This is a genomic window from Bradyrhizobium sp. 138, from assembly GCF_023074075.1.
GTDB lineage: Bacteria > Pseudomonadota > Alphaproteobacteria > Rhizobiales > Xanthobacteraceae > Bradyrhizobium.
Genome location: NZ_JADPKT010000003.1, coordinates 547207 through 570964 on the forward strand (window position 1 = coordinate 547207; position 23758 = coordinate 570964).

Here is a 23758-nt window from a genome sequence, read left to right on the forward strand (position 1 = left end):
CGTGGTGTGCCCCCGAACGCAGCGCAAGAGCGCTGCAGCGCGTCCGGGACACGCGTCACTCTTTCCCCGCCTTCTTCACGGCCTCCGCAAGGCTCGCCTTGGCTGACCCCGGTTTCAGCGGCTGCTGCTGGCTCGCATGCGGCGCCCAGCCGGAGAGCCAGATGATGTCGAACGTCGCCCGGATGCGGCCGTCGGCATCGGCAAAGCGCTCGGCATAGATCTCGGCCATCCGCAGCAGCGTCGCGCGCCGCGACGGTGTGCGACGCCGCTCGATCAGCACATTGGCGGCGCCCATGCGGCGGAGGTCCTGCATCAAGGCGAACGCATTGCCATAGCGCACCACGACGCGATCGACATCGGTCACGGGCAGCGCAAAGCCGGCCCGCTGCAGCAGTGCGCCGATATCGCGCAGATCGGCGAACGGCGCCACGCGCGGCGACACGCCGCCCTCGCATTCAGCCTCCGCCGCGGCAAAGGCCTGGCGCAGCTCGGTCAGGGTGTCACCGCCGATCATCGCGGCGAGCAGCAGCCCATCCGGCTTCAGCGCACGCCGGACCTGTGTGAGCACGCCCGGCAGATCGTTGACGAATTGCAGCGCCAGGGCGGAGACGACGAGGTCGAGGCTTTCGGGTGCGAAGGGCAATTTCTCAGAGCCCGACGCATTGAGCGCGATGTGCGCGATGGCAGGCAGGCGTGCGCGCAGCACCGCGAGACCTTCGCCGGGCGTCCAAAGATCGGCCGGAGCGTGAAACTCGCGCATCACCGCCGCGAGCCGGTCGGACATGTCTTCGGCGACCCGATCGAGCAGAAAGGTGACCTCACCCTGTGCCTGCGCGCGGCGCTGCCGCGCGTGCAGCAAGGCGCGATCGAACAGGGCGGGCGGGGTTTGGGTGGTCTGAGCCATGCCGCTGGTTACGCCGATGACCACTGTTCTGGCAACGCTCTCGTGTCCCGGACGCGCTGCAGCGCTCTTGCGCTGCTGCGCAGAGCCGGGACCCATGCATCTGCGCTTGCGGCTCTCTGGGCCCCGGCTCGGCAGCGCACCGCTACGCGGCGCACTGCGTCCGGGGCACGAGAGCGGTGGCTTGAGCCGATGAGCACGGAACGCTAGCCTCCCGTCATGGAAGCCGACGCCGCACCCACCCGCTCCATTGCCGCACCGCTGCGTGCCGCGTGGACGGCCAGCTGTCAGATCCTGTCGCGCGCCACTCGGCTCGCGCTCGACATTGCGCTGCCGACGCTGTGCGTGTCCTGCCGCGAGCCGGTCGACGGCGAGGGCGTTTGCGCTTCGTGCTGGGCGCGGCTGTCGTTCATCGAGCGGCCTTATTGCCCGCGGCTCGGCATCCCTTTCGTCTACGATCCCGGCCCCGACATGCTGTCGATGGAGGCGATCGCGAGCCCGCCGGCCTACCAGCGGGCTCGCGCAGCAGTGCGCTATGACGACGTCGCGCGCACGCTGGTGCATGCGCTGAAATACCAGGACCGCACAGATCTGGCGCCCGCCATGGGCCGCTGGATGGCCCGAGCCGGTGGCGAGCTGCTGGCCGGCGCCGACATGCTGGTGCCGGTGCCGCTGCACTGGCAGCGGGCCTGGCGGCGCCGCTACAACCAGTCCGGGGCGCTGGCGCAGATCATCGAGCGACAGAGCGGGATCAAAACGAGAGCTGAGGTGCTGCGCCGGGTGCGCGCCACCGAGCAGCAGATCGGCCTGTCGCGAGCCCAGCGCGCCACCAATGTGCAGGGCGCGTTCCAGGTATCCCCGGACCGTCAGGCTGAAGTCCAGGGCCGGCGCATTGTCCTGATCGACGACGTCCTGACCTCGGGCGCAACGCTGGATGCCTGCGCGCGGGCCCTGCTGCGCGCCAAGGCAGCCCAGGTCGACGTGCTGGTGTTCGCCCGGGTTGTGGAGGTCCGGTAAAGTCCCATATAACTCAATGAATTCATGAAGAGAGCGCCAGACGAGATGAACGCTGCTGTCGAGATCTACACCAGGCCGGGCTGCGGCTATTGTTCCGCGGCCAAGTCGCTGCTGACCCGCAAGAAGGCGGCCTTCACTGAATTCGACGTCGCCAAGAACTCGTCCTGGCGGGCCGAGATGTATGACCGCGCCGGCGAGGGCTCGACCTTCCCGCAGATCTGGATCGGCGGAACCCATGTCGGCGGCTGCGACGACCTCTACGCACTCGATCGCGAAGGCAAACTCGACGGTATGCTCGAAAGCGTGAAGGCGGTGTCATGAGCGAGAACACATTCACCGCCGCAATGGTGCAGATGCGCACCGGCCTGATGCCGGGGCCGAGCCTCGAACAGGCCACGAAGCTGATCCGGCAGGCTGCGGCAAATGGCGCCGATTACGTGCAGACGCCCGAAGTCAGCAACATGATGCAGCTGAACCGCAAGGCACTGTTCGAGCATCTCCAGAGCGAGGAGGACGACACCTCGCTGAAGGCTTATCGGGCGCTCGCGGCGGAACTGAAGATCCATATCCATGTCGGCTCGCTGGCGCTGCGCTTTTCGCCGGAGAAGGCGGTCAACCGCTCCTTCCTGATCGGGCCCGAGGGCAACGTGCTCGCGAGCTACGACAAGATCCACATGTTCGACATCGAGCTGCCGGACGGCGAGAGCTATCGCGAATCCGCCAATTACCAGCCGGGCGAGACCGCCGTGATCTCCGACCTGCCCTGGGGCCGGGTGGGCTTGACGATCTGCTACGATGTGCGCTTCCCCGCGCTTTACCGTGCCCTTGCCGAGAGCGGCGCGTCTTTCATCACGGTGCCCTCGGCCTTCACCCGCAAGACCGGCGAAGCGCATTGGCATGTGCTGCTGCGCGCGCGCGCGATCGAGACCGGCTGCTTCATCTTCGCAGCAGCCCAGGCAGGCTTGCACGAGAACAAACGCGAGACCTACGGCCATTCGCTGATCATCGACCCCTGGGGCGAGATCCTCGCCGAGGGCGACGTCGAGCCCGGCATCATCATGGCCAGGATCGATCCGGCCAAGGTCGAGACCGCGCGCCGCGCGATCCCCTCGCTCCAGCACGGCCGCCGCTTCGGCGTGTCCGACCCCAAGGCGGGGCCGGACCATCTGCACCTCGTTCGGGGATCGGCATGATCCGCTACGCACTTCGCTGCGACCGCGACCACGACTTCGAGAGCTGGTTCCAGAGCTCGTCGGCGTATGATCAGCAGGTCAAGCGCAAGCTCGTGACCTGCCCGATCTGCGGCTCGGCCAAGGTCGAGAAGGCGATCATGGCGCCGCGCATCGTCGGCAAGAAGGGGCGCGGGCGCGCCACGCCGCCGCCGGAGCCGACCACGACGGCCGCGCCCGAGGCGGCGCCTTCAGGCCCGACCTCGCTGCTGATGGCGCAGGAAAAAGAGCTGCGCACCAAGCTGAAGGAGCTGCGCGACCACATCGTCAAGAACGCCGACAATGTCGGCGAGCGCTTCCCCAATGAAGCGCGCGCGATGCATTACGGCGACAAAGAGCATCGCCCGATCTACGGCGAGGCCTCGCCGGAAGAAGCGAAGTCGCTGATCGACGAGGGCATCGAGGTCTCGCCGCTGCCGACGCTGCCGGAAGATAGGAATTAGACTCCCACCAGCACCGCCACGCCGACCACGATCAGCGCGATGCCTGCGAGCTCGCGGGGCGCGATCGGCTGCTTGAACGAGTAATATGCCACGCCTTGCGCGAACAGCACCTCGATCAAAGCGAGCGTGCGGACATTGGCAGCGGCGGTCAGCGCGAAGGCCAGGAACCAGAATTGCGAGGCGAAGGCGCCGGTGAAGCCAGCCAGCATCGACGGCCGCCATAGCCCGAGAATCCCTCGCAACACGTCCGGCGCACGCCAGAGCAGATAGATCGTCAGCACCAGCGTCTGCACGAACAGGCCGAGCACGAGCGTGAACGACGCTGAGGTCACGAACGATACGCTGGGCACATTGATGATGGCGCCGCGAAAGCCGACCGCGGAGAGCGCGAAGGCCGCGGCGGCGACGAGGCCGGTGATGGTCGGCCTCAATTCCGCAAAACTCTTCTCGCCGCCGGGCCGCAGCGCGGTGATGACGACGCCGATTGTCGCGATCACGATCGCCAGCACCTTCAGCCAGGTCAGGTGATCGCCGAGAAAGACGAAGCCGAAGATCGCGGTCTGGATCGCCTCGGTCTTCAGATACGCCGTCGTCACCACAAAGGAGCGGTCGTTCATCGCCAGCAGCATCAGGCCGGTCGCGACGATCTGGCTGAGCGCGCCCAGCAGGAGCCACGGCCAGAACGCAAACGGTGGCATACCGAGATGATCGCCGGTCGCGATCAGCACCACGCCTAAAAACAGCACCGAGAACGGGAAGCCGAACAGGAAGCGGATATTGGTCGCGCCCCAGGTCCCCAGCGGCTTCGTCAGTGACCGCTGCATCGCATTGCGCACGACCTGCCCGAGCGCGGCAATGACGGTGAAGGGAATCCAGAGGCTGGCGATGGTGAGCATGGGGAAATGGAGCGGAGGGCCAAAGATTTCAGCCAACCTGCCGCCAGCGGCGAGGCAGGTCAATCATGTCGACGTCATGGGTGCGATGCTCTCGCAACGAACTTCACTGCCGTCCCCTGCGAAGGCAGGGACGCAGCCTCACACCATCGCCTCCGCCACCACCATGTAGTTCACGTCCATGTCCGACGACAAGGTCCATTTGTCGGCGAAGGGGCTGTAGACCACGCCGGTCTGCTCGGTAATGACGAGGCGGTTGTCGAGCAGATACTTCGTCAGCTCGTCGGGGGTGACGAACTTGTTCCATTCATGGGTGCCGCGCGGCAGCCAGCGCAGGACGTATTCGGCGCCGACGATGGCGAGCGCAAAACTCTTCCAGTTGCGGTTCAGCGTCGAGACCACCATGAGGCCGTTCGGCTTCAGCATTGCCGCGCAGCGCTTCAGGAAGACGCCGACATCGACGACGTGCTCGACCACTTCCATCGCCAGCACGATGTCGAAGCGCTCGCGCGGGTCGATCTCCTCCACCGTGGTGCAGCGGTAGTCGATTGCAAGATGGCCCTTGTCGGCGTGCAGCTTCGCCGCGGCGATGTTGCTCGCCGAGGGATCGACGCCGATGACCTGCGCCCCGAGGCGCGACAGCGGCTCGCAGAGCAGGCCGGCGCCGCAGCCGATGTCGAGCACGCGCAAGCCGCCTAGGCAGTTGAGGCTGCGCAAATTGCGCTCGAACTTGCGGCAGGCGGCATCGCGGATATAGCCGAGCCGCAGCGGATTGATCCGGTGCAGCGGCGCCATCTTGCCGTTGGGGTCCCACCACTCCGCCGAGAGTTTTGAGAATTTCGCGATCTCGGCGGCGTCGACGGTCGAGCCCGGCTGGGCAGTGGCGGAAGTATTTTGCTGCATGCTCATGGTTACGCGCGGTCCTACCGCGTGGTGATCGAACTACGGAAGGCGAGCGGCGAAGCGATGGTCTTGATCGTCTCGATCCCCTCGCCAACGCCGCGAATCGTCACGTCGCCGTAGTTGAGAATACGTCCAAGGATGGTCTGATCGACATCGACGCTCTCGACCTTATCCAGAGCCATCTCGAAGGTGCGGCGCTTGATGAACCCGGTCTTGTGCACGACCCTGAGATTGGTGACGTCGGTCTCGGTGGTGAAGCGGTGGAACCAGCCCTTCACAGTCCAGTACAGGGCGGCGAGCGCCACCAGCGCCGCGGCGACGAGGCACAGCATCACGAGCCCATTGGCCGTGGTCTGCCCCGACAGGAGCAAAAGGCCCAGAGCCGCGAGCCAGGCCAGGATCGCCGGAAAATAGAAGATCCAGTGCGCATTGGTCGAATACAGCACCCGCTCGCCCGGCTGCAGAATTTCGTCAATATAGCGCGCCATAACCTCTGATAACCCATTGCCCGGATTGGCCGGAGCAGGAACCCGCTTGCCGTCGGCCCCGCCCCTCTGTATACGCGCGGTCGGATGCCCGCAGCATCGCCTTGCGCGGGCCACCATACTGATCCTTATGAAGGAATGCACGCGTCGTCATGAGCCGCCTCGTGATGAAATTCGGCGGCACATCCGTCGCCAACATCGAACGTATCCGCAACGTCGCACGCCATGTGAAGCGTGAGGTCGACGCCGGCCACGAAGTGGCCGTGGTCGTCTCGGCGATGTCCGGCAAGACCAACGAGCTGGTGGCCTGGTGCACCGAGGCCTCGCCGATGCACGACGCGCGCGAATACGACGCCGTCGTCGCCTCGGGCGAGCAGGTGACCTCCGGCCTGCTTGCCATCGTGCTTCAGGGCATGGGCATCCAGGCCCGCTCCTGGCAGGGCTGGCAGATCCCGATCAAGACCAGCGACGCCCATGCCTCGGCCCGGATCGAGGACATCGACGGCAGCGAGATCATCAAGCGCTTTAAGGAGCGCAAGGAGGTCGCGGTCATCGCCGGCTTCCAGGGCATTGAGCCCAACACCAATCGCATTACCACGCTCGGCCGCGGCGGCTCGGACACCTCGGCCGTGGCGGTTGCCGCAGCCGTCAAGGCCGACCGCTGCGACATCTACACCGACGTCGACGGCGTCTACACCACCGACCCGCGAATCGTGCCGAAGGCCAAGAGGCTCGACAAGATCGCGTTCGAAGACATGCTGGAACTCGCCTCCCAGGGCGCAAAGGTGCTCCAGGTCCGCTCGGTGGAACTCGGCATGGTCCACAACATGCCGATCTTCGTTCGCTCGAGCTTCGACAAGCCCGAGGATATCGACCCGCATGCCAACCAGCCGCCCGGCACGCTGATCTGCAGCGAGGAGGAGATCATGGAAAGCCACGTCGTCACCGGTATCGCCTTCTCCAAGGACGAAGCCCAGATCTCGGTGCGCCAGATCGAGGACAAGCCGGGCGTGGCGGCCTCGATCTTCGGCCCGCTCGCGGAGGCCAACATCAACGTCGACATGATCGTGCAGAACGTCTCCGAGGACGGCAAGACCACCGACCTCACCTTCACGGTGCCGGCGGCCGACTATACCCGCGCCAAGGACACGATTACCGCCGCCAAGGGCAAGATCGGCTACGCGCGGCTCGATACCGCCACCGACGTCGCCAAGATCTCGGTGATCGGCAGCGGCATGCGCAGCCATGCCGGCGTCGCGGCCCAGGCGTTCTCGGCCCTCGCGGGGCGGAATATCAACATCCGGGCCATTACAACCTCCGAGATCAAATTCTCGGTCTTGATCGACACCGCCTATACCGAGCTTGCGGTGCGCACGCTGCACACGCTCTACGGCCTCGATCAGGCCTGAAGCGCGCCCCTCGTCGCGCTTCAGATTGGTGTTTGAGCGTGGTCTTTCCGGAAAACCGCTGCGCACTTTTCCGGACCGCGCTTAGGCTAATTTTCTCTTAGCGGTCGCAGCAAACGCCGAGGTGTACACACCTTTGCGTTTGGCAGGCGTTTTGCTTGGCAAAACAAGCCTCAATTCGCTATACGGCGAACAGGGTGGGCTGCCGCAGACTGTGTCCCAGTTCAGGCGGCGCTGATTCGGTACAAGCGCTAAATCTGAAGTAGATTTTGGACTTGTGCCTGCGCCGGACAAACAATTTGATTGTTTTTCTGGAATTTTGGGCCAGCCGCCGGCCGATACCGCCGGGCCCGGCAGACGAAGGAGATTGACGGTTCATGCGGAGCGCGTCGGGAGGTCCCCGCGTCTTGTTGAGACGGCTCCGCGAAACCATGGCGGAGCAGGTCTCGGCCCAGGAGCGGCTGGACAAGATCGTGGTGCTGATCGCCGCCAACATGGTGGCCGAGGTGTGCTCGGTCTATGTGCTGCGCATCGACAACACGCTGGAGCTCTATGCCACCGAAGGCCTCAACCGCGAGGCGGTGCACCACACCGTGCTGAGCGCCCATGAGGGCCTGGTCGGCCTCGTCGCCAGCGAGGCGACACCACTCAATTTGAGCGATGCGCAGAGCCACCCGGCCTTCTCGTTCCGTCCCGAGACCGGCGAAGAAATCTACCATTCGTTCCTCGGCGTGCCGATCCTGCGGGCCGGCAACACGCTCGGCGTGCTGGTGGTGCAGAACCGCGCCAAGCGCAACTATGTCGAGGAGGAGCTCGAGGCGCTGCAGACCACAGCGATGGTGCTGGCGGAGCTGATCGCCTCCGGCGAACTCTCCGCGCTGGCCCAGCCGGGCCAGGAGCCGGCCGCGCGCCATTCCGCGCAGAAGGTCGGCGCCATCCTGTCGGAGGGCATCGCGCTCGGCCATGTCGTGCTGCACGAGCCGCGCGTCGTCATCAAGGACTACATCGCCGAGGACCTGCCGAAGGAAATCAAGCGGCTCGACACCGCGCTCGCCAAGCTGCGCGCCGATCTCGATCGCATGCTGGAGCGCGGCGACGTCGCCGAGGGCGGCGAGCACCGCGAGGTGCTGGAAGCCTACCGCATGTTCGCCAACGACCAGGGCTGGTCGCACAAGCTGCACGAGGCGGTCGCCACCGGCCTCACCGCGGAGGCCGCGGTCGAGCGCGTGCAGTCCGACACCCGCGCGCGCATGCTGCGCTCGACCGATCCTTACCTGCGCGACCGGCTGCATGATCTCGAAGATCTCGGCTACCGCCTGATGCGGCAGCTGGTCGGCCAGGACCACGCGCCCTCGCGCGAGCAACTGCCCGACAACGCCATCGTCATCGCCCGCGCGATGGGGCCGGCGGCGCTGCTCGACTACGATCGCAAGCGGCTGCGCGGCATCGTGCTGGAAGAAGGCACCGCCAACTCCCACGTCTCGATCGTGGCGCGCGCGCTCGGCATTCCCGCGGTCGGCGAAGTGCCGAACGCGCCCGGCATCGCCGATCCCGGCGACGCCATCATCGTCGACGGCACCTCCGGCTCGATCTATGTGCGCCCCTCGCAGGAAGTCGAGGCGGCCTTCGCCGAGCGCGTGCGCTTCCGCGCCCGCCGCCAGGCGCAATATCTGGCGCTGCGCGACCGGCCCTGCGTCACCAAGGACGGCCAGAAGGTCGAGCTGATGATCAACGCCGGTCTTGCCATCGACCTGCCCCATATCGAGGACACCGGCAGCGCCGGCATCGGCCTGTTCCGCACCGAGCTGCAATTCATGGTCGGCCAGAGCCTGCCGCGCACCAGCGACCAGCTCGCGCTCTATCGCACCGTGCTCGATGCCGCCGGTCCCAAGCCCGTCACCTTCCGCACCCTCGATATCGGCGGCGACAAGGCGCTGCCTTATATGGAAGCCGTGATCGAGGAAAATCCCGCGCTCGGCTGGCGCGCGATCCGGCTCGGGCTGGATCGTCCCGGCCTGCTGCGCGGCCAGATTCGCGCGCTGCTGCGCGCCGGCGGCGGCCGGGCGCTGCGCATCATGTTCCCGATGATCTCGGAGGTCGCCGAATTCGATTCGGCCAAGGCGCTGGTCGAGCGCGAGCTCACGTACTTGCGTCAGCACGGCCACACGCTGCCTGAAAGAATCGACATCGGCACCATGGTCGAGGTGCCGGCCCTGCTCTATCAGCTCGACGAGCTCCTGCGGAAGGTCGATTTCATCTCGGTCGGCTCCAACGATTTGTTTCAGTTCCTGTTCGCGGTCGACCGCGGTAACGCAAAAGTCTCCGAGCGCTTCGACACCATGTCGGCGCCGATCCTGCGCGCGCTGCGCGACATCGCCCGCAAGAGCCATGCGGCGAAGAAGTCGCTCTCGCTGTGCGGCGAGATGGCGTCCAAGCCGCTCGGCGCGCTCGCTTTGATCGCGCTGGGCTACCGCTCGCTGTCGCTGTCGGCGACCGCGCTCGGTCCGGTCAAGGCCATGGTGCTCGATCTCGACGCCAAGAAGGCCGAAGCCATGCTCGGCCCGCTCGTGGACGCGCCGGCGGGCAGCGTCTCGATCCGGCAGAAACTGACGGAATTTGCCGAGGCCGAAGGCCTGGCGTTGTAGCGGGCCTGTCGCCGCTCCCTGCCGCCTCGCCTCCCTCCGCCATTTGAGACTGAACCGATGTCGTCACTCCCCGAAGCCAAACTGGATGTGCTCCTTGCACATCATGCCTCTCTCGAGGCCGAATCGCTGGGGCAGCTCGCCTCCGAACGCTACGTGCAGATCACGCGCGAGCTCGCCGAAATCACGCCGCTGATCGAAGCGGTCAAGACCTATCGCTCCGCCGTCAAGGAGCTCGCCGACACCGAAGCACTGATCGCCGATCCCGCAACCGATGCCGAGATGCGCGGCATGGCGGAAGCCGAACGCGACGAGCTCGCACCGAAAATCGAGGAGCTGGTCCAGAAGATCCGCGTCGCGCTGCTGCCCAAGGACGCCATGGACGATCGCAACGTGGTGCTGGAAATCCGGGCCGGCACCGGCGGCGACGAGGCCTCGCTATTTGCCGGAGACCTGTTCCGGATGTACGAGCGCTTCGCGAGCTTGCAGGGCTGGAAGGTCGAGGTGATCTCGGCCAGCGAAGGCACCGTCGGCGGATACAAGGAAATCATCGCGGAGGTGCAGGGCCGCGGCGCATTCTCCAAGCTGAAGTTCGAATCCGGCGTGCATCGCGTGCAGCGCGTGCCTGACACCGAGACGCAGGGGCGCATCCACACGTCGGCGGCGACCGTCGCCGTGCTGCCGGAGGTCGAGGACGTCGACGTCGAGATCAAGAACGACGATCTCCGCATCGAGACCATGCGCGCGCAAGGAGCAGGCGGCCAGCACGTCAACAAGACCGAATCGGCGATCCGCATCACCCACATCCCGACCGGCATCGTGGTGATGATGCAGGACAGCCGCTCGCAGCACAAGAACCGCGCCTCCGCCATGAACATCCTGCGCTCGCGCATCTACGACGCCGAACGGCAACGCGTCGACGCCGCGCGCTCGGCCGAGCGCAAGGAGAAGGTCGGCTCCGGCGACCGCTCCGAGCGCATCCGCACCTATAATTTTCCGCAAGGGCGCGTCACCGACCACCGCATCAATCTGACGCTCTACAAGCTGCCGCAGGTGATTGCGGGCGAAGCGCTGGGCGAGCTGACCGACGCGCTGACCACCGAGCACCAGGCCGCGCAGCTCGCGGCGCAGGGCGCGGCGGCCTGAGGCGTGAGCAACCCCTTCAGCGGACAATCCATCGAGAGCGCGCGGCGCGCACTGGCAGCGCAATTGAAATCGGCACAGCTCGACGAGGCCGAACTCGACGCACGCATCCTGATCGGTGCTGCACTCGGCCTCGACCTGACCGGCCTGGTCGTGCAGGCTGCCCGTCCTCTCACCACGGCCGAAGCATCGCGGCTCAGCCAGCACGCGCAGCGCCGCCTCGCCGGCGAGCCGGTGGCACGCATTCTCGGGACACGCGAATTCTGGGGACTGCCGTTTCGTTTGTCGGAAGCAACCCTGGTTCCGCGTCCTGATACCGAGACCGTGGTCGAGCTTGCGCTCGAAATTTTTCGCGAACGGCAAATATCTCACCCGCCGCACATCGCCGACATCGGCACCGGTTCGGGCGCCATCCTGCTCGCGCTGCTGCACGAAATTCCCGATGCGTTTGGCGTCGGCACCGATGTCAGCCTGACGGCACTCAACACGGCGCGCGACAATGCCACGACGCTCGGCCTCGCCGGTCGCGCCGGCTTCGTCGCCTGTTCCTATGCGTCGGCGCTCCGCGGCCCGTTTGACCTCATCGTGTCGAACCCGCCCTATATCCCCTCGGCCGAAATTCCGACATTGAGCATTGAGGTGCGCAAGCACGATCCACGCCTGGCGCTCGATGGCGGCAATGACGGCTATGACGCCTACCGCGCCCTGATTCCGCAGGCGAGCGAGCGCCTCGCCCCCGGCGGAGCGCTGATCGTTGAGGCCGGCCAGGGCCAGGCGAGAAATATTGAAACCCTGATGGCGGCTGCGGGGTTAACGATGGACAGGCCACCCAAGGCCGACCTGGCGGGTATTCCGCGGGCCATTTCGGCCCGAAAAATGCCCCCATAAAAGCCGGATTGGCCTGCAAAAAGCTCTTGGAATATCCCTTGGGAACGACTACGTTCCGGTCAACACATCGGTGCCGGCCCCGTAGACCTACGGGTGAAAGCCGGGCTCTCGGGCGAGAGCTTTACTGATAAAGGTTCCAAGCCGCAGGTCCTGTGAAGCGCGATAGCCAGTGGAGCTGCGCCGCTCTCCGACCGCAACGTGAACGAAAGCCAGATATTGCGCTTGAAGACTTACGCAACAGAGCTGGGCTTGTTTCGGCAAGCAAAATGAATGGGTTCGCTGGCGATCAATGCTGGCGGGTGGGGAACGCGTCTTTGTTGAGCGCGACGGTCGACGAACATCTGCAGGGTTCAATCCGCTCTTGCGCGCGGTCCGCGCGAGCAATGTGAACCGCTGTCACTAGGTCACTCCTCAGTAATGCGTGCAACCTTTAGGGCTGGAATTAAAGGCAGGACATGAGAAACGGTCAGAACAAGCAGCGGATGCGCAACCGCAACAACAATAATAACAACAACAATAACCGGCGCAGTCAGAACCCGATGACCCGGGTCTACGAGTCCAACGGGCCCGACATCAAGATCCGCGGCACCGCCTCGCACATCGCTGAAAAGTATCTCCAGCTCGCGCGCGACGCACGCTCCTCCGGCGACCCTGTTGCGGCCGAGAACTACTACCAGCATGCCGAGCATTATTTCCGCCTGATCGCGGCGGCACAGGAGCAGTTCCGCCAGAACCAGCAGCCGCGCGGCGACGAGCCCATCAGCAGCCATAGCGACGACAGCGAGGACGACGGCGAGAACTTCTCGAATTTCGGCCAGGAGCCGGGCTTCGTCCCGCAGCCGCCGCAGCAGCCTTTCGTGCGCGACCGCGACGGCCAGCGCGATCATCACCAGCGTGATCATCAGCAACGCGACCAACAGCAGCCCTATCAGCGTGACAACCAGCAGCCGCGCGAGCACCGCGAGCGCGATCATCGTCCGCAGCCGCAATATCAGCCGCAGCCGCTCCCCGCGAACCAGCCGCAGCCCGTCATCGCCGATGCCGGCAGCGTCGATCGCCTGCCGTCCTTCATCACCGGCGCGCAGCCGCAAGTGAATGTCGGCGCGAGTGGCGGCCAGGCCGGTTTCGAGGGCGGTGCCGGCGGTGGCGAACGCTATCCGCGCCGGCGGCGCCGGCCGCATGGCCCGCGCCCCGAACGCGAGGCAGCTCCAGCTGCGTCCAGCGACGAAGTCGCACCGGGCGAGTAACACCTGTTCTGATTTTGTGACTGCAATCGTCCCGGCCTCGCCGGGACGATTTGTTTTTCAGCTGCGCGTCACCGTCGTCGAGGACGGCACCAGCACCGGCTTGGCCAGCGAGGGAATCAGCCGCGCCCGTTCGCGCTTGGCGGGGATCGCGCGGTAGACCTGCTTGGTGGCTTCCACGATGTGCACGCCGGCAAAGGGCAGCGACAGCGCCGCGCCGGCACGCTCCCACATCTGCGCCGATTTCAGCACCCAGCCGCCGGCATAGGGCGGCATGAACAGCGCTTCGCCCCAGGCGGTCGGCGTGAACCAGGTCTGGCGCAACAGATCGGTGATCTGCGAGCGCGAATAGGGCCGGCCGTGACCGAACGGCGTGCTGTCGGTGCGGGTCCACACCCCGCGCCGGTTCGGGATCACCGCGATCACGCGGCCCGAGGGCGACAGCACCCGCCACACCTCGCGCAGCAGCGCGGCCGGATCGTCCGACATCTCCAGCGCATGGACCAGCAGGATGCGGTCGACCGCGGCGTCGGGAAGCGGCAGCGAGAATTCGTCGACCAGCGAGGCCAGCGCCGGCCGTCCGGTCGGCCATTTCAGGACGCCCTGGGCCGCCGGCATGAAGGCGATGCAGCGCTCGGCATCTTCCCGGAACAACCCCAGATAGGGCGTGGGATAGCCAAGGCCCAGCACGCGCTGGCCATCGGCACGCGGCCAGCGCTCCCGGATGCCGCGATTGATCATTTGCCGCGCCACAATCCCGAGGCGACGGGAATAGAACTCGCGGAGGTCGACGACGTCGATGGTCATGACCGCAATGTAACATGCGCCGGGCTACGCCTGCGCGCGGAATATTGCATTGCCTGCGCAACGTTAACGCCATATTTGTCTGGCGGGGCTGAGCGCGATGGAGATGACATGGCCGCCGAAATTCGTACTTTCACCTGTTTAAACGACAATTTCGGTTATCTGATCCACGACGTGGAAACCAAGGCGACGGCGTCCATCGACGCGCCTGAGGCCGGCCCGATTCTGAAGGCGCTGGAGCGCGAAGGTTGGCAGCTGACCGACATCCTGATCACCCATCATCACGGCGATCATGTCGGCGGGGTCGCCGAGCTCAAGCAGAAATACAATTGCCGCGTCGTCGCGCCGCACGACAAGACCACAGGGATTGCGAACGTCGATCTGCGTGTCGCCAATGCCGACGTGGTCAAGATCGGCAATCTGCTGGCGCGCGTGATCGAGACGCCCGGCCACACGCTCGACCACATCTCCTACGTGTTCGACACCGAGAAAACGGTCTTCGCCGCCGACACGCTGTTCTCGATCGGCTGCGGGCGCGTGTTCGAGGGCACCTACCCGATGATGTGGGATTCGCTCCTGAAGCTGCGCGCCCTGCCCGACGACTTCAAGCTCTATTGCGGCCACGAATACACGGCCTCCAACGTCAAGTTCGCGCTCACCGTCGATCCCGAGAATGCGGCGCTCCAGGCGCGCGCGGCGGAGGTGGCGAAGCTCCGGGCGGAGAACAAGCCGACCATTCCGACACTTCTCGGTGACGAGAAGCGGGCCAACGTGTTCCTGCGCGCCGATGAGCCACAGGTCGCGGCCAGGCTGCACATGAAGGGCGCGGATGCCGCCGCCGTGTTCGGCGAGCTGCGCGAGCGCAAGAACAAGTCCTGAAGAACAAGTCCTGACGGGATCGATGCCGACCGCAGCCGAGATCATCGCGCGCCTCGAACTCCGCCCGCATCCCGAGGGCGGCCACTACCGCGAGACGTTTCGCGATCAGGCCACGGACGCCAACGGGCGCTCGCGTTCGACCCTGATCTACTTCCTGCTCGCACGCGGCGAGCGCTCGCACTGGCATCGCGTCGACGCGGTCGAGACCTGGCACTATTACGCCGGCAGTCCCTTGATGCTGCGCATCGCCCATGACGGCTGCTCGCAGCACATGGTGCGCCTCGGCGCAGACCTCGCCCATGGCGAACGGCCGCAGGCGATCGTGCCGGCACAGGCCTGGCAATCTGCCGAGACGACGGGCGAATGGACGCTGGTCGGCTGCACGGTGGCGCCGGCGTTCGAGTTCGCAGGCTTCGAGCTCGCGCCACAGGGCTGGGAACCGTAGCTCCCTTCACCGCTTCCGCAGCACCATGTCCTTGGCCGCGATCAGGCCACCGCCCGCAATCAGGATCGCGGCAATCGCGATGTTGGCGCTGGCCTTGGCAAAACCGGCGGCGATCAGGAAACCGGTCGAGAGCAGCGGCGTCGCGTAGGAAGCGGCGCCGAGCACGCGGATGTCGCCGCGCTTCATGCCGATATCCCAGGCATAGAACGCGGCGCCGACGGGACCGACACCGAGCGCAATCACCGAGAGCCATTGCAGCGTGGCCTCCGGCCAGACCGTGGTCTCCAGCAGGCCATGCATCAGCGCGGCGAGCACGGCGGTGGCCAGACAGAAGCCCGCAACGGCATCAGTCGGCACCGCCTTCAAACGGCGTGACAGCACTGAATAAGCTGCCCAGACGAACGCGGCAATGAAGGCTGCGATCAATCCCGGCACCGCCTCCGGTGCAAACCCGCTGGTGTTGCCGGCGAACAGCAGCACGGTGCCGACGAGGCCGAGCACGGCACCGATGATGTGATGCGGGGCGAGCCGCTCGCCAGGCAGGAACGACGAGAACAGCACGATCAGGAGCGGCCACATGTAGTTCAGAAGACCGGCTTCGGCCGGCGGCGCGAAGCGCAGCGCGAGAAAATACAGCGCGTGATAGCCGAACAACCCGCCGACGCCGACGACCCAGACGACCAGCGGCTGACGCAGGCTTTTCGCCGCTTCGCCGCGACCGATCCAGGTCAGCAGACCGACCAGACCGCCGATCGCGAAGGTCATCGCGGCGAGCTGGAACGCCGGGATCTTTCCGGTCGCCACCGTCATCACTGACAGCAGCGACCACATCAGGATCGCGGTCAATCCGATCAGCGTGGCGGTACGGGGAGTCATCGGCCCAATGTTTCCGTCATGGCCGGGCTTGTCCCGGCCATCCACGTTCTCCGTGGCGACGGCTGTTGTAAGGCCGTGGATGCCCGGAACAAGCCCGGGCCTGACGATGTCAAAAATATCAAGCCGCGTGATGCGATCGCATCACACCATGTACTGGCCGCCGTTGACCGTCAGCGTCGAGCCCGTGATGAAGCCAGACTCGTCGGCCGCGAGGAACACGACCGCGCGTGCGATCTCTTCGGGCTCGCCGAGGCGGTTGGCCGGGATCTGCGGAATCACGTTCTTCTCCAGAACGTCCTTCGGCACCGCCTGCACCATCTCGGTGTTGATGTAGCCGGGACAGATCGCGTTCACGGTGATGCCACCCTTGGCATTCTCGAGCGCGAGCGCCTTGGTGAAGCCGATGTCGCCGGCCTTCGCCGCGGAATAGTTGACCTGACCGAACTGCCCCTTCTGGCCGTTGATCGACGAGATCGAGATGATGCGGCCGAACTTGCGCGAACGCATGCCCTCGATGACCTGTCGCGTCATGTTGAACAGAGAGCCGAGATTGGTGTTGATGACGGCGTTCCACTGCTCGAGTGTCATCTTGTGGAAGGCGGTGTCGCGGGTGATGCCGGCATTGTTGACGAGCACCTCGACCGGCCCGAGATCGGCCTCGACCTTCTTCACGCCCTCGGCACAGGCGTCGAAACTGCTGACGTCCCATTTGTAGACGGCAATGCCGGTCTCGGCCTTGAACTTCTCCGCCGCCGCATCGTTGCCGGCATAGCTCGCCGCAACCTTGTAGTCGGCCGCCTTCAGCGCCTTGCTGATCGCAGCACCGATGCCCCGCGTACCACCCGTGACCAATGCAACACGTGCCATGTCGTATTCCTTCCCTTGGACTCTTCGGACGTTTCTGACGTGATCGTTTTTTAACTGCGGATTATGCGGTTGGTTTGACGGACATCAAGAACAAAACGCCCGGCGTTGAGCCGGGCGTTTGTATTTAGTCGAGGCTGGCACGGTTGCGAAGAATATTTGATTTGCAACCGCTGCCTTTTTAGTCGCGTGCAACGCACTAACCAGTGTGTGCAGCGCACGCGCAAACTGCGCGTAAGCTACACGTCAGCTATCGTCAGTCGCGCGCGATGCACATCGCGATGCCCATGCCACCGCCGATGCACAGCGTGGCAAGGCCCTTCTTCGAATCGCGCTTCTGCATTTCGTGCAGCAGCGTCACCAGCACGCGCGCGCCGGACGCGCCGACCGGATGGCCGATCGCGATCGCGCCGCCATTGACGTTGACCTTGGCTGTGTCCCAGCCGAGATCCTTGTTGACCGCGCAGGCCTGCGCCGCGAAGGCTTCGTTGGCCTCGATCAAGTCGAGGTCGCCGACGTTCCAGCCGGCCTTCTTCAGCGCGGCGCGCGAGGCCGGGATCGGACCCGAGCCCATGATCTTCGGATCGACGCCGGCCTGCGCCCAGGAGACGATTCGCGCGATCGGCTTCTTGCCTTCCTTGGCCGCCTGCTTGGCGGTCATCAGCACCACGGCGGCAGCGCCGTCATTGATGCCGGACGCAGAGCCCGCGGTGACAGTACCTTCCTTCTCGAAGGCGGGCTTGAGCTTGGCCATCGCGTCGAGCGTTGCGCCGTGACGCGGATATTCGTCGGCGCTGACGACGACGTCGCCCTTGCGGGTCTTGATGGTGACGGGGACGATCTCGTCGTTGAACTTGCCGGCCTTCTGCGCGGCTTCAGCCTTCTGCTGCGAGGCGACAGCGAACTCGTCCTGCTGGGCCCGGGTAATCTGCCACTGCCGCGCGACGTTCTCGGCGGTGTTGCCCATGTGGTAGCCGTTGAAGGCATCCCACAGACCGTCCTTGATCATGGTGTCGACGAACTCGACGGGTCCCATCTTGACGCCGCCACGCAGATATTGGGCGTGCGGGGCCATGCTCATGGATTCCTGGCCGCCGGCGACGACGATCTCGGAATCGCCGTTGAGCAGCGCCTGGTAACCGAGCGCGACCGTGCGCAGGCCCGAGCCGCACAGCTGGTTGACGCCCCAGGCCGGGCTCTCCACCGGAATGCCGGCGCCGATCGAGGCCTGACGGGCGGGGTTCTGACCCTGGGCGGCGGTCAGGATCTGCCCCATGATGACTTCCGAGACCCGGCCGGGCTCAATGCCACCGCGCTCCAGCGCGGCCTTGATGGCGATAGCGCCGAGATCATGGGCGGGAAGGGTCGCGAACGCTCCGTTGAAGCTTCCGACCGGGGTGCGGGCGGCGCTGACGATGACGACATCGTCTGACATGGGCATCTCCTGGGGCTTGAGGTTCTGTGAAAAGGGGCAGGCGGGGCTGGAAGAACACTCGCCGGTCTCGTGAGCCATCCTGTTAACGTCGTTGAGGCATGTCAATCGGCCGGCGACCGAATTCATGCCGCAGCGCATTCAAAATAGCGTTCTTGGCGCTTTCGCAAGCAAGATTTTGCACCGCGATTAACCGTGCCGCACAAAACGGTAGCGTGACCCCTTTGAAAATGCTTATTTTGTTGCGTTGCGTACTCTTCCCGCCCTGCGGCATTGCCCGCCGGGTTCCCGTTCTCCGCGCTTGCAAGTGAGAGCCCATGGCGAAATCAGACCAACCCACCACCATCAAGAAATACGCGAACCGCCGGCTCTATAACACCGGAACGAGTACCTATGTGACGCTGGAAGACCTCGCCGCGATGGTCAAGGATGGCGAAGATTTCCTGGTCTATGACGCCAAGACCGGCGACGACATCACCCGCTCCGTGCTCGCCCAGATCATCTTCGAGCAGGAGAACAAGGCCGGCCAGAACCTGCTACCGACCACCTTCCTGCGCCAGCTCATCCGCTTCTACGGCGACAGCATGCAGATGGTGGTGCCGAAATATCTGGAGCAGTCGATCGCGACCCTGACCCAGGAGCAAGAGAAGTTCCGCAAGCAGATCGCCAATACCCTGTCCGGCACTCCCTTTGCTCCCCTGGAGGAACAAGTCCGCCGCAACATGGAGTTGTTCCAGCAGACTTTTTCGATGTTCAAGCCCTTCGTCCCGCCGCGCGCGGGGACAACCACCGAGCCCGAGCCGGATGCGAATGCAGAGGCGCCGAAGGACAGCAACATCGACGATCTGCGCCAGCAGATGAAGGAAATGCAGGAACGCCTGGAGCGGATGTCGAAGAAGGACGAGTAGCTTTCCTTCGCCCGGCACGTCCAATTGAGCCGGAGGATGCGAGATGTCCGACCGAAGCTCTCATTGGGACAAAGTCTACGCCACCAAGGGCGAGGCCGAGGTCAGCTGGTTTCAGAACAGCCCCTCGACTTCGCTCGCGATGATTCGGGCGGCCAATCCCGATCGCGAGGCTGCCATCATCGATATCGGCGGCGGCGCATCACGGCTCGTCGATGCCCTGTTGCAGGACGGATATCGCGACGTCGCCGTGCTGGATCTCTCTGCCAATGCGCTCGACCTCGCCAGGAAGCGCATCGGTGCGGCCGCTGCGACGGTCAACTGGATCGTTGCCGACGCCACCACGTGGCAGCCGGAGAAGACCTACCAGATCTGGCACGATCGCGCCGCGTTTCACTTTCTGATCGATTCAAGCGACAGGGCGGCTTATGTCGAGCGCCTGCGGTCGGCGGTCGCGCCCGGCGGCCACGTCATCATCGCGACGTTTGCGCCCGACGGTCCGGAGAAATGCAGCGGCCTGCCGGTGCAGCGCCACGACAGCGCCAGCCTTGCAGCGGAGCTCGGGCCGGAGTTCGCGCTGGTCGAGTCGCGCAGCGAGATGCATCATACGCCGTGGGATTCGACACAGGCGTTTCAGTTCAGCCGATTTCAGCGACGAGGCGCGTGAGCGAACTCCGCACGCTCCACAAACTCGTCATTGCGAGCGTAGCGAAGCAATGACGGAGGGACTGGCGCCTACGCCGCCAGCTTCACCGCATGCGCAAAGTCCCAATAGAGTTTTCGCGCTTTTGTGTAGAACGGACCCGGCTTCAGCTCGCGCTCGTCGATGCGGATCACCGGGGCGACCTTGGCGAAATTGCCGGTGGAGAAGATCTCGTCGGCAGCCAGGAAGTCGGCATAGCGCAACGTCTTCTCGACCACATTGACGCCGTCGCCCCGAAGCAGGTTGATGACGCGCTGGCGCGTGATGCCGTTGAGGAACGTGCCGTTGGGCACCGGCGTATAGACCACCCCGTCCCTGGCCATGAACACGTTGGAATTGCCAAACTCCGCGACGTTGCCGAGCATGTCGAGCATCAGCGCGTTCTGGAAGCCGCGCGAAGCGGCCTCCGCGAGCGCGCGCGAATTGTTCGGATAGAGGCAGGCCGCCTTCGCCTCGACCGGCGCGCATTCGGCGGTGGGCCTGCGGAACGGCGACAGGGTGATGGCGTTGCCAACCGGCTTTGGCATCGGCGCCTCGTAGATGCACAGGCACCAATTGGTGGTCTCGGGATCGAACAGCACGCCGCCGCCCGCGCCGTTCTGCGCCCAATACATCGGACGGATATAGAGCTCGGCATTGGCCGCAAAGCGTGCAATGCCTTCGGTCGCGAGCGCGAGCCAGGTGTCGGTATCGACCACCGGCTTCAGACCAAAATTGATCGCGGATTGATTGGCACGGGCGACGTGACGGTCGAGATCGGGCGCGACGCCCTCGAACGCGCGTGCGCCGTCGAACACTACCGAGCCGAGCCAGGCCGCATGCGTGCGCGGCCCCATGATCGGCACATTGCCGTCGTGCCATTTGCCCTCGAAGAAGGTCCAGCTCGGCGAATATTCGATTGGCTTCTTGATTTCGGCCATGACCGGCCTCCCCTTGGCATGATGTCGCATTATAGCGCCACTATCGGACGCAACATCTAAATGATTCCCTGCCGGGAAGTGGTGGGTTACGCTCTCCGGCCAGGGAGAAGGAAGCCGCATGCCGCTCGATCCGCTCGCAAAGCGCTTGTTGACCATGATGGCTGCGGCTGCGCCGCAGGCGAGAGGCCGGCCGAGCGTGGAGGCGCGGCGGCAATCGCTGGCGAAGCTGATGCAGTTCGCGCGTGCTGACGCGCCTGACGTGACGACCCGCGACGGCATGCTGCCCGGCCGCGCCGGCGAACTGCCCTATCGCCTCTACATGCCCGCAAACGCCGACGGGCTGGCGCCGGGCTTCGTGTTCTTTCACGGCGGCGGCCTCGTCGCCGGCAGTATTGCCACGCATGATCGCATCGCGGCGGCGCTGGCGCATGCCACCGGCTGCCGCCTCGTCTCGGTCGACTACCGGCTCGCGCCGGAGCACCGATTTCCTGCCGCCGTCGACGATGCGATCGCCGCCACCGAATGGGTTGCGCGCGAGGCCGCATCGCTCGGCATCGACGCAGGCCGTCTGGTGGTCGGCGGCGATTCCGCCGGCGCGACGCTCGCTGCGATCGTGTGTCAGGAGGCGGCGCAAACCGCTGGCCTTGCCATCGCCGCGCAATGCCTGATCTGCCCGGTGCTGGATTTCGAGGAAACCTCGCCCTCACGCGAGGCCTTTGCCGAAGGCCATCTGATCGATCGCGTCACCATCGAGGCCGATCTTTCCGACTATCTGCCTGACGGCATCGACACCGCCGACCCCCGCGTCTCCCCCTTGCGCGCGACACGGCTCACCGGTCTGCCCACCGCGATCATTCACACCGCCGAGTACGACCCGATGCGCGATGAAGGCAATGCCTATGCCCGCAAGCTGCTCGCTGCTGGCGTCGCCGTCGAGCACGTCTGCCACGACGGCATGGTTCACAATTTCCATGCCATGGGCGCGATCCTGCCGCAGGCGCAGCTCGTGTTGTCGCAGATCGGCGAGCAGGTGCGGCGAGCGGTGGAGAAGTAGTGCGGATCACACGCGCGCGTCGAGCACGGCCCTGGCTGCCACGACATAGTCAGGCCAATGCGCGTCCGCATAACGCTCCGCCTGGCGGGCGCAGCTGACGTCGGGCGCATGCGCGGCCGCAATCATGCGGGCAAAGCGCTCTTCGGCGACGGTGGTGTCATCCGTGGCAAGGTGCGGCGCGGCGGCGACCGCCGCGGTTGGAGCGATGGCGAGTCCGGCCAGGCCGGTGAGCAAGATACGGCGAGACGTTCTCATTGCTGTCATGTCCTGTTGCCTATGTTTTTGCGCTTTCGATCGTGGGCGGCGAGTGCGTCGCCATGACGACGACAAGGTAGCGCTCCGGTTCCGTCCGGTCCAGAAGTTGCGAACGCGGCCAGCTACTCCGGAACCGGCACGTCGAACGTATTGAGCGTGACCGACACCATGCAATAGACGCCGACGAGATAGGATAGCTCGGCCGCGCCATGCTCGCCAAACTCCTTCACGGCGGCGCGCCAAGTCAATTTCGGCAGCACGCCGCCGCCGACCAGCGCGGATGCGACGTCATAGGCGACGGCCTCCTGTTTGGTGAGATCGACCGGCCGCTGTCCGGCGACGATCGTTGCGAGCTTCTCGTCGGACAGGCCACGCTGCTCGGCGACCAGCACATGGGCATACAGCTCGTAGCCGGAACGGAAATGCGAGCCGGTGACGAGAATGGCGACCTCGCGCACCGGCGCGGGCAGCAGCGGGTTCGACGCAATCGCCTTGACCAGCTCCCACACCGGCTTGCCGAAGCGCGGCTCGCGAATCCAGGGATTCCACGGCCCGAGCAGCGCGCCGTCATCGCGCATATTCACGAAGCCCTTGAAGTGGTCCTTGATGCCCGCTCGCATGTCGTCATAGAGCGGCTTCTGCTCGTCGGTCAGGTCCTTGGGATCGAGAATGGGAAGGCGCACGGTGGAATCTCCTCGTTGAGAGCGCTGACCGTCGCTTGCACAGGCATGCAAGGCAAGTGAAGTTGCCGTGACGGTCGTGCGATTTTGCAAGTCGTGTAGAGACGTCCGCACAACCATGCTATGTCCCAGTATCTGTTATCGGCGAGTCCATCGAATGACCGATCTAATTGTCGGACTTGATAGTTGGATTATTCAGGACGGCAACTACGGCGATTTCGCTAAAGCGACAAGCGCCTCATTCGCGCTCGAATTCCACCCCGTGGTTCCACTTCCGAAGTGCAGTCGATTTGACCGCAAAGATCCATCACTTAAGCAAATTGTGGAGAGTTCTTACCAAGTTGTTGGCCAGGTTGTGCACGCCCAAGGTGATTGGTGGGTGCTGGACGCTGGCATTCTCATGTATTGTGACGGAAATCCTCCAGACAATGCTCGCCTGGACGCATGGTTGGAAGGACTAATATCCATTGGCGTAGACCCATTCTTTTACTTCGAAAGTCATGCACATCAGCCAGGGGCACCCGCCTTGGTCTACGATTGGAACATCGACAAGATCGAAATGGAGACAGGCCCTTTCATTGAAACGAAGCCAAAGCACTTTGAGCGAGATCCCGAGAAATGCGGATGGAAAGAGGTCCCCAAGACCGATGCATGGCGCGAACAAGGCCCTTATCTGCTCCACTGTACGCGTCTAGGTGGGCCCCGCGCAGCCCGGAGCAGGCGCCGTCCCTGATCGACGGATTGCGG

Annotated in this window: 26 protein-coding genes; 15 read left to right on the forward strand and 11 right to left on the reverse strand. The window is 64.9% G+C overall.

The genetic code is table 11. The features are described 5' to 3' along the window. Positions 1 to 55: 55 nt before the first annotated feature. Positions 56 to 904, reverse strand: a complete 849-nt coding sequence (locus IVA79_RS03540; protein WP_247550566.1) for a methyltransferase domain-containing protein — start codon at positions 902 to 904, stop codon at positions 56 to 58. A gap of 216 nt (positions 905 to 1120) precedes the next feature. On the opposite strand from IVA79_RS03540, the gene IVA79_RS03545 reads away from it, so the two are divergent. Genes IVA79_RS03545 through IVA79_RS03560 form a run of 4 tightly spaced genes read left to right on the forward strand, consistent with a single transcriptional unit; the run spans position 1121 to position 3590 of the window. After that, positions 1121 to 1918 carry a ComF family protein gene (locus IVA79_RS03545; protein WP_247550382.1) on the forward strand — a complete coding sequence of 266 codons (798 nt, stop codon included), beginning with the start codon at positions 1121 to 1123 and terminating at the stop codon, positions 1916 to 1918. A 45-nt stretch (positions 1919 to 1963) separates the two neighbouring features. After that, the gene (grxC, locus tag IVA79_RS03550; protein WP_247550567.1) at positions 1964 to 2239 is read left to right on the forward strand and encodes a glutaredoxin 3; all 276 of its coding nucleotides are present in this window, start codon (positions 1964 to 1966) and stop codon (positions 2237 to 2239) included. Further along, positions 2236 to 3111, forward strand: coding sequence for a carbon-nitrogen hydrolase family protein (locus tag IVA79_RS03555; RefSeq protein WP_247550383.1), 876 nt, complete (start codon positions 2236 to 2238; stop codon positions 3109 to 3111). Before grxC ends, IVA79_RS03555 begins: the two co-directional genes overlap by 4 nt. Beyond that, entirely contained in the window at positions 3108 to 3590 is a 483-nt protein-coding gene (locus IVA79_RS03560; protein WP_247550384.1) for a DUF1178 family protein, read from the forward strand. The genes IVA79_RS03555 and IVA79_RS03560 overlap by 4 nt, the downstream gene beginning before the upstream one ends. On the opposite strand, the gene IVA79_RS03565 is transcribed toward IVA79_RS03560, so the two are convergent. The 3 genes from IVA79_RS03565 to IVA79_RS03575 all read right to left on the reverse strand — a co-directional run bounded on the left by IVA79_RS03565 (position 3587) and on the right by IVA79_RS03575 (position 5874). Continuing rightward, a complete protein-coding gene (locus tag IVA79_RS03565) occupies positions 3587 to 4486 on the reverse strand; it encodes an EamA family transporter (RefSeq protein WP_247550385.1) in 900 nt (299 codons plus the stop codon). The genes IVA79_RS03560 and IVA79_RS03565 overlap by 4 nt on opposite strands. Before the next feature lie 138 nt (positions 4487 to 4624). Next, the gene (ubiG, locus tag IVA79_RS03570) at positions 4625 to 5392 is read right to left on the reverse strand and encodes a bifunctional 2-polyprenyl-6-hydroxyphenol methylase/3-demethylubiquinol 3-O-methyltransferase UbiG (RefSeq protein WP_247550386.1); all 768 of its coding nucleotides are present in this window, start codon (positions 5390 to 5392) and stop codon (positions 4625 to 4627) included. Between the two features lie 14 nt (positions 5393 to 5406). Beyond that, positions 5407 to 5874, reverse strand: coding sequence for a PH domain-containing protein (locus IVA79_RS03575; protein ID WP_247550387.1), 468 nt, complete (start codon positions 5872 to 5874; stop codon positions 5407 to 5409). Positions 5875 to 6023: 149 nt separating this feature from the next. Between IVA79_RS03575 and IVA79_RS03580 the strand changes: the two genes are divergently transcribed. The 5 genes from IVA79_RS03580 (at position 6024) to IVA79_RS03600 (ending at position 13197) form a co-directional block, all read left to right on the forward strand. Further along, positions 6024 to 7280 carry an aspartate kinase gene (locus IVA79_RS03580; protein WP_247550388.1) on the forward strand — a complete coding sequence of 419 codons (1257 nt, stop codon included), beginning with the start codon at positions 6024 to 6026 and terminating at the stop codon, positions 7278 to 7280. Positions 7281 to 7654: 374 nt separating this feature from the next. Further along, a complete protein-coding gene (ptsP, locus tag IVA79_RS03585) occupies positions 7655 to 9922 on the forward strand; it encodes a phosphoenolpyruvate--protein phosphotransferase (RefSeq protein ID WP_247550389.1) in 2268 nt (755 codons plus the stop codon). A gap of 57 nt (positions 9923 to 9979) precedes the next feature. Continuing rightward, positions 9980 to 11065: a peptide chain release factor 1 gene (gene prfA / locus IVA79_RS03590; RefSeq protein ID WP_247550390.1), complete on the forward strand. Its 1086-nt coding sequence runs from the start codon at positions 9980 to 9982 to the stop codon at positions 11063 to 11065. Positions 11066 to 11068: 3 nt separating this feature from the next. After that, positions 11069 to 11950 carry a peptide chain release factor N(5)-glutamine methyltransferase gene (gene prmC, locus IVA79_RS03595; protein WP_247550391.1) on the forward strand — a complete coding sequence of 294 codons (882 nt, stop codon included), beginning with the start codon at positions 11069 to 11071 and terminating at the stop codon, positions 11948 to 11950. A 455-nt stretch (positions 11951 to 12405) separates the two neighbouring features. Then, positions 12406 to 13197: a DUF4167 domain-containing protein gene (locus tag IVA79_RS03600; RefSeq protein WP_247550392.1), complete on the forward strand. Its 792-nt coding sequence runs from the start codon at positions 12406 to 12408 to the stop codon at positions 13195 to 13197. Positions 13198 to 13254: 57 nt separating this feature from the next. Here IVA79_RS03600 and IVA79_RS03605 read toward each other — a convergent pair whose 3' ends face one another. Continuing rightward, positions 13255 to 14001 (reverse strand): methyltransferase domain-containing protein, encoded by a 747-nt coding sequence (locus IVA79_RS03605; protein ID WP_247550393.1) that lies wholly within the window; start codon positions 13999 to 14001, stop codon positions 13255 to 13257. Positions 14002 to 14109: 108 nt separating this feature from the next. Here IVA79_RS03605 and gloB point away from each other — a divergent pair, with 108 nt between their 5' ends. Together gloB and IVA79_RS03615 are read left to right on the forward strand one after the other, a co-directional pair. Beyond that, on the forward strand, positions 14110 to 14877 hold the full coding sequence (gloB, locus tag IVA79_RS03610) for a hydroxyacylglutathione hydrolase (protein ID WP_247550394.1): 768 nt from the start codon (positions 14110 to 14112) through the stop codon (positions 14875 to 14877). A gap of 22 nt (positions 14878 to 14899) precedes the next feature. Then, positions 14900 to 15322 (forward strand): cupin domain-containing protein, encoded by a 423-nt coding sequence (locus IVA79_RS03615; RefSeq protein ID WP_247550395.1) that lies wholly within the window; start codon positions 14900 to 14902, stop codon positions 15320 to 15322. Positions 15323 to 15328: 6 nt separating this feature from the next. On the opposite strand, the gene IVA79_RS03620 is transcribed toward IVA79_RS03615, so the two are convergent. From IVA79_RS03620 to IVA79_RS03630, 3 genes are all read right to left on the reverse strand, one after another. Beyond that, positions 15329 to 16198 carry an EamA family transporter gene (locus IVA79_RS03620; RefSeq protein WP_247550396.1) on the reverse strand — a complete coding sequence of 290 codons (870 nt, stop codon included), beginning with the start codon at positions 16196 to 16198 and terminating at the stop codon, positions 15329 to 15331. A gap of 141 nt (positions 16199 to 16339) precedes the next feature. Continuing rightward, on the reverse strand, positions 16340 to 17065 hold the full coding sequence (gene phbB / locus IVA79_RS03625; RefSeq protein WP_247550397.1) for an acetoacetyl-CoA reductase: 726 nt from the start codon (positions 17063 to 17065) through the stop codon (positions 16340 to 16342). A 253-nt stretch (positions 17066 to 17318) separates the two neighbouring features. Next, positions 17319 to 18497: an acetyl-CoA C-acetyltransferase gene (locus IVA79_RS03630; RefSeq protein WP_247550398.1), complete on the reverse strand. Its 1179-nt coding sequence runs from the start codon at positions 18495 to 18497 to the stop codon at positions 17319 to 17321. Between the two features lie 314 nt (positions 18498 to 18811). Here IVA79_RS03630 and phaR point away from each other — a divergent pair, with 314 nt between their 5' ends. Further along, positions 18812 to 19402, forward strand: coding sequence for a polyhydroxyalkanoate synthesis repressor PhaR (gene phaR, locus IVA79_RS03635; protein WP_247550399.1), 591 nt, complete (start codon positions 18812 to 18814; stop codon positions 19400 to 19402). A 43-nt stretch (positions 19403 to 19445) separates the two neighbouring features. Next, the gene (locus IVA79_RS03640; RefSeq protein WP_247550400.1) at positions 19446 to 20066 is read left to right on the forward strand and encodes a class I SAM-dependent methyltransferase; all 621 of its coding nucleotides are present in this window, start codon (positions 19446 to 19448) and stop codon (positions 20064 to 20066) included. Between the two features lie 68 nt (positions 20067 to 20134). Here IVA79_RS03640 and IVA79_RS03645 read toward each other — a convergent pair whose 3' ends face one another. Continuing rightward, positions 20135 to 21022 (reverse strand): branched-chain amino acid aminotransferase, encoded by an 888-nt coding sequence (locus IVA79_RS03645; protein ID WP_247550401.1) that lies wholly within the window; start codon positions 21020 to 21022, stop codon positions 20135 to 20137. Positions 21023 to 21140: 118 nt separating this feature from the next. On the opposite strand from IVA79_RS03645, the gene IVA79_RS03650 reads away from it, so the two are divergent. Beyond that, entirely contained in the window at positions 21141 to 22076 is a 936-nt protein-coding gene (locus IVA79_RS03650) for an alpha/beta hydrolase (RefSeq protein WP_247550402.1), read from the forward strand. 6 nt (positions 22077 to 22082) lie between these two features. On the opposite strand, the gene IVA79_RS03655 is transcribed toward IVA79_RS03650, so the two are convergent. Both IVA79_RS03655 and IVA79_RS03660 read right to left on the reverse strand, forming a co-directional pair. Beyond that, positions 22083 to 22331, reverse strand: coding sequence for a hypothetical protein (locus tag IVA79_RS03655; RefSeq protein ID WP_247550403.1), 249 nt, complete (start codon positions 22329 to 22331; stop codon positions 22083 to 22085). Between the two features lie 122 nt (positions 22332 to 22453). Then, positions 22454 to 23014, reverse strand: coding sequence for a carboxymuconolactone decarboxylase family protein (locus tag IVA79_RS03660; RefSeq protein ID WP_247550404.1), 561 nt, complete (start codon positions 23012 to 23014; stop codon positions 22454 to 22456). Between the two features lie 154 nt (positions 23015 to 23168). On the opposite strand from IVA79_RS03660, the gene IVA79_RS03665 reads away from it, so the two are divergent. Further along, positions 23169 to 23744 carry a hypothetical protein gene (locus IVA79_RS03665; protein ID WP_247550405.1) on the forward strand — a complete coding sequence of 192 codons (576 nt, stop codon included), beginning with the start codon at positions 23169 to 23171 and terminating at the stop codon, positions 23742 to 23744. Positions 23745 to 23758: the final 14 nt, after the last annotated feature.

Excerpts from the sequence above, each read along its gene's own strand:
- IVA79_RS03540 (WP_247550566.1), bottom strand. The coding sequence starts at position 904 with ATGGCTCAGACCACCCAAACCCCGCCCGCCCTGTTCGATCGCGCCTTG.
- IVA79_RS03545 (WP_247550382.1), top strand. The coding sequence starts at position 1,121 with ATGGAAGCCGACGCCGCACCCACCCGCTCCATTGCCGCACCGCTGCGT.
- grxC (WP_247550567.1), top strand. The coding sequence starts at position 1,964 with ATGAACGCTGCTGTCGAGATCTACACCAGGCCGGGCTGCGGCTATTGT.
- IVA79_RS03555 (WP_247550383.1), top strand. The coding sequence starts at position 2,236 with ATGAGCGAGAACACATTCACCGCCGCAATGGTGCAGATGCGCACCGGC.
- IVA79_RS03560 (WP_247550384.1), top strand. The coding sequence starts at position 3,108 with ATGATCCGCTACGCACTTCGCTGCGACCGCGACCACGACTTCGAGAGC.
- IVA79_RS03565 (WP_247550385.1), bottom strand. The coding sequence starts at position 4,486 with ATGCTCACCATCGCCAGCCTCTGGATTCCCTTCACCGTCATTGCCGCG.
- ubiG (WP_247550386.1), bottom strand. The coding sequence starts at position 5,392 with ATGAGCATGCAGCAAAATACTTCCGCCACTGCCCAGCCGGGCTCGACC.
- IVA79_RS03575 (WP_247550387.1), bottom strand. The coding sequence starts at position 5,874 with ATGGCGCGCTATATTGACGAAATTCTGCAGCCGGGCGAGCGGGTGCTG.
- IVA79_RS03580 (WP_247550388.1), top strand. The coding sequence starts at position 6,024 with ATGAGCCGCCTCGTGATGAAATTCGGCGGCACATCCGTCGCCAACATC.
- ptsP (WP_247550389.1), top strand. The coding sequence starts at position 7,655 with ATGCGGAGCGCGTCGGGAGGTCCCCGCGTCTTGTTGAGACGGCTCCGC.
- prfA (WP_247550390.1), top strand. The coding sequence starts at position 9,980 with ATGTCGTCACTCCCCGAAGCCAAACTGGATGTGCTCCTTGCACATCAT.
- IVA79_RS03600 (WP_247550392.1), top strand. The coding sequence starts at position 12,406 with ATGAGAAACGGTCAGAACAAGCAGCGGATGCGCAACCGCAACAACAAT.
- IVA79_RS03605 (WP_247550393.1), bottom strand. The coding sequence starts at position 14,001 with ATGACCATCGACGTCGTCGACCTCCGCGAGTTCTATTCCCGTCGCCTC.
- gloB (WP_247550394.1), top strand. The coding sequence starts at position 14,110 with ATGGCCGCCGAAATTCGTACTTTCACCTGTTTAAACGACAATTTCGGT.
- IVA79_RS03615 (WP_247550395.1), top strand. The coding sequence starts at position 14,900 with ATGCCGACCGCAGCCGAGATCATCGCGCGCCTCGAACTCCGCCCGCAT.
- IVA79_RS03620 (WP_247550396.1), bottom strand. The coding sequence starts at position 16,198 with ATGACTCCCCGTACCGCCACGCTGATCGGATTGACCGCGATCCTGATG.
- phbB (WP_247550397.1), bottom strand. The coding sequence starts at position 17,065 with ATGGCACGTGTTGCATTGGTCACGGGTGGTACGCGGGGCATCGGTGCT.
- IVA79_RS03630 (WP_247550398.1), bottom strand. The coding sequence starts at position 18,497 with ATGTCAGACGATGTCGTCATCGTCAGCGCCGCCCGCACCCCGGTCGGA.
- phaR (WP_247550399.1), top strand. The coding sequence starts at position 18,812 with ATGGCGAAATCAGACCAACCCACCACCATCAAGAAATACGCGAACCGC.
- IVA79_RS03640 (WP_247550400.1), top strand. The coding sequence starts at position 19,446 with ATGTCCGACCGAAGCTCTCATTGGGACAAAGTCTACGCCACCAAGGGC.
- IVA79_RS03645 (WP_247550401.1), bottom strand. The coding sequence starts at position 21,022 with ATGGCCGAAATCAAGAAGCCAATCGAATATTCGCCGAGCTGGACCTTC.
- IVA79_RS03650 (WP_247550402.1), top strand. The coding sequence starts at position 21,141 with ATGCCGCTCGATCCGCTCGCAAAGCGCTTGTTGACCATGATGGCTGCG.
- IVA79_RS03655 (WP_247550403.1), bottom strand. The coding sequence starts at position 22,331 with ATGAGAACGTCTCGCCGTATCTTGCTCACCGGCCTGGCCGGACTCGCC.
- IVA79_RS03665 (WP_247550405.1), top strand. The coding sequence starts at position 23,169 with ATGACCGATCTAATTGTCGGACTTGATAGTTGGATTATTCAGGACGGC.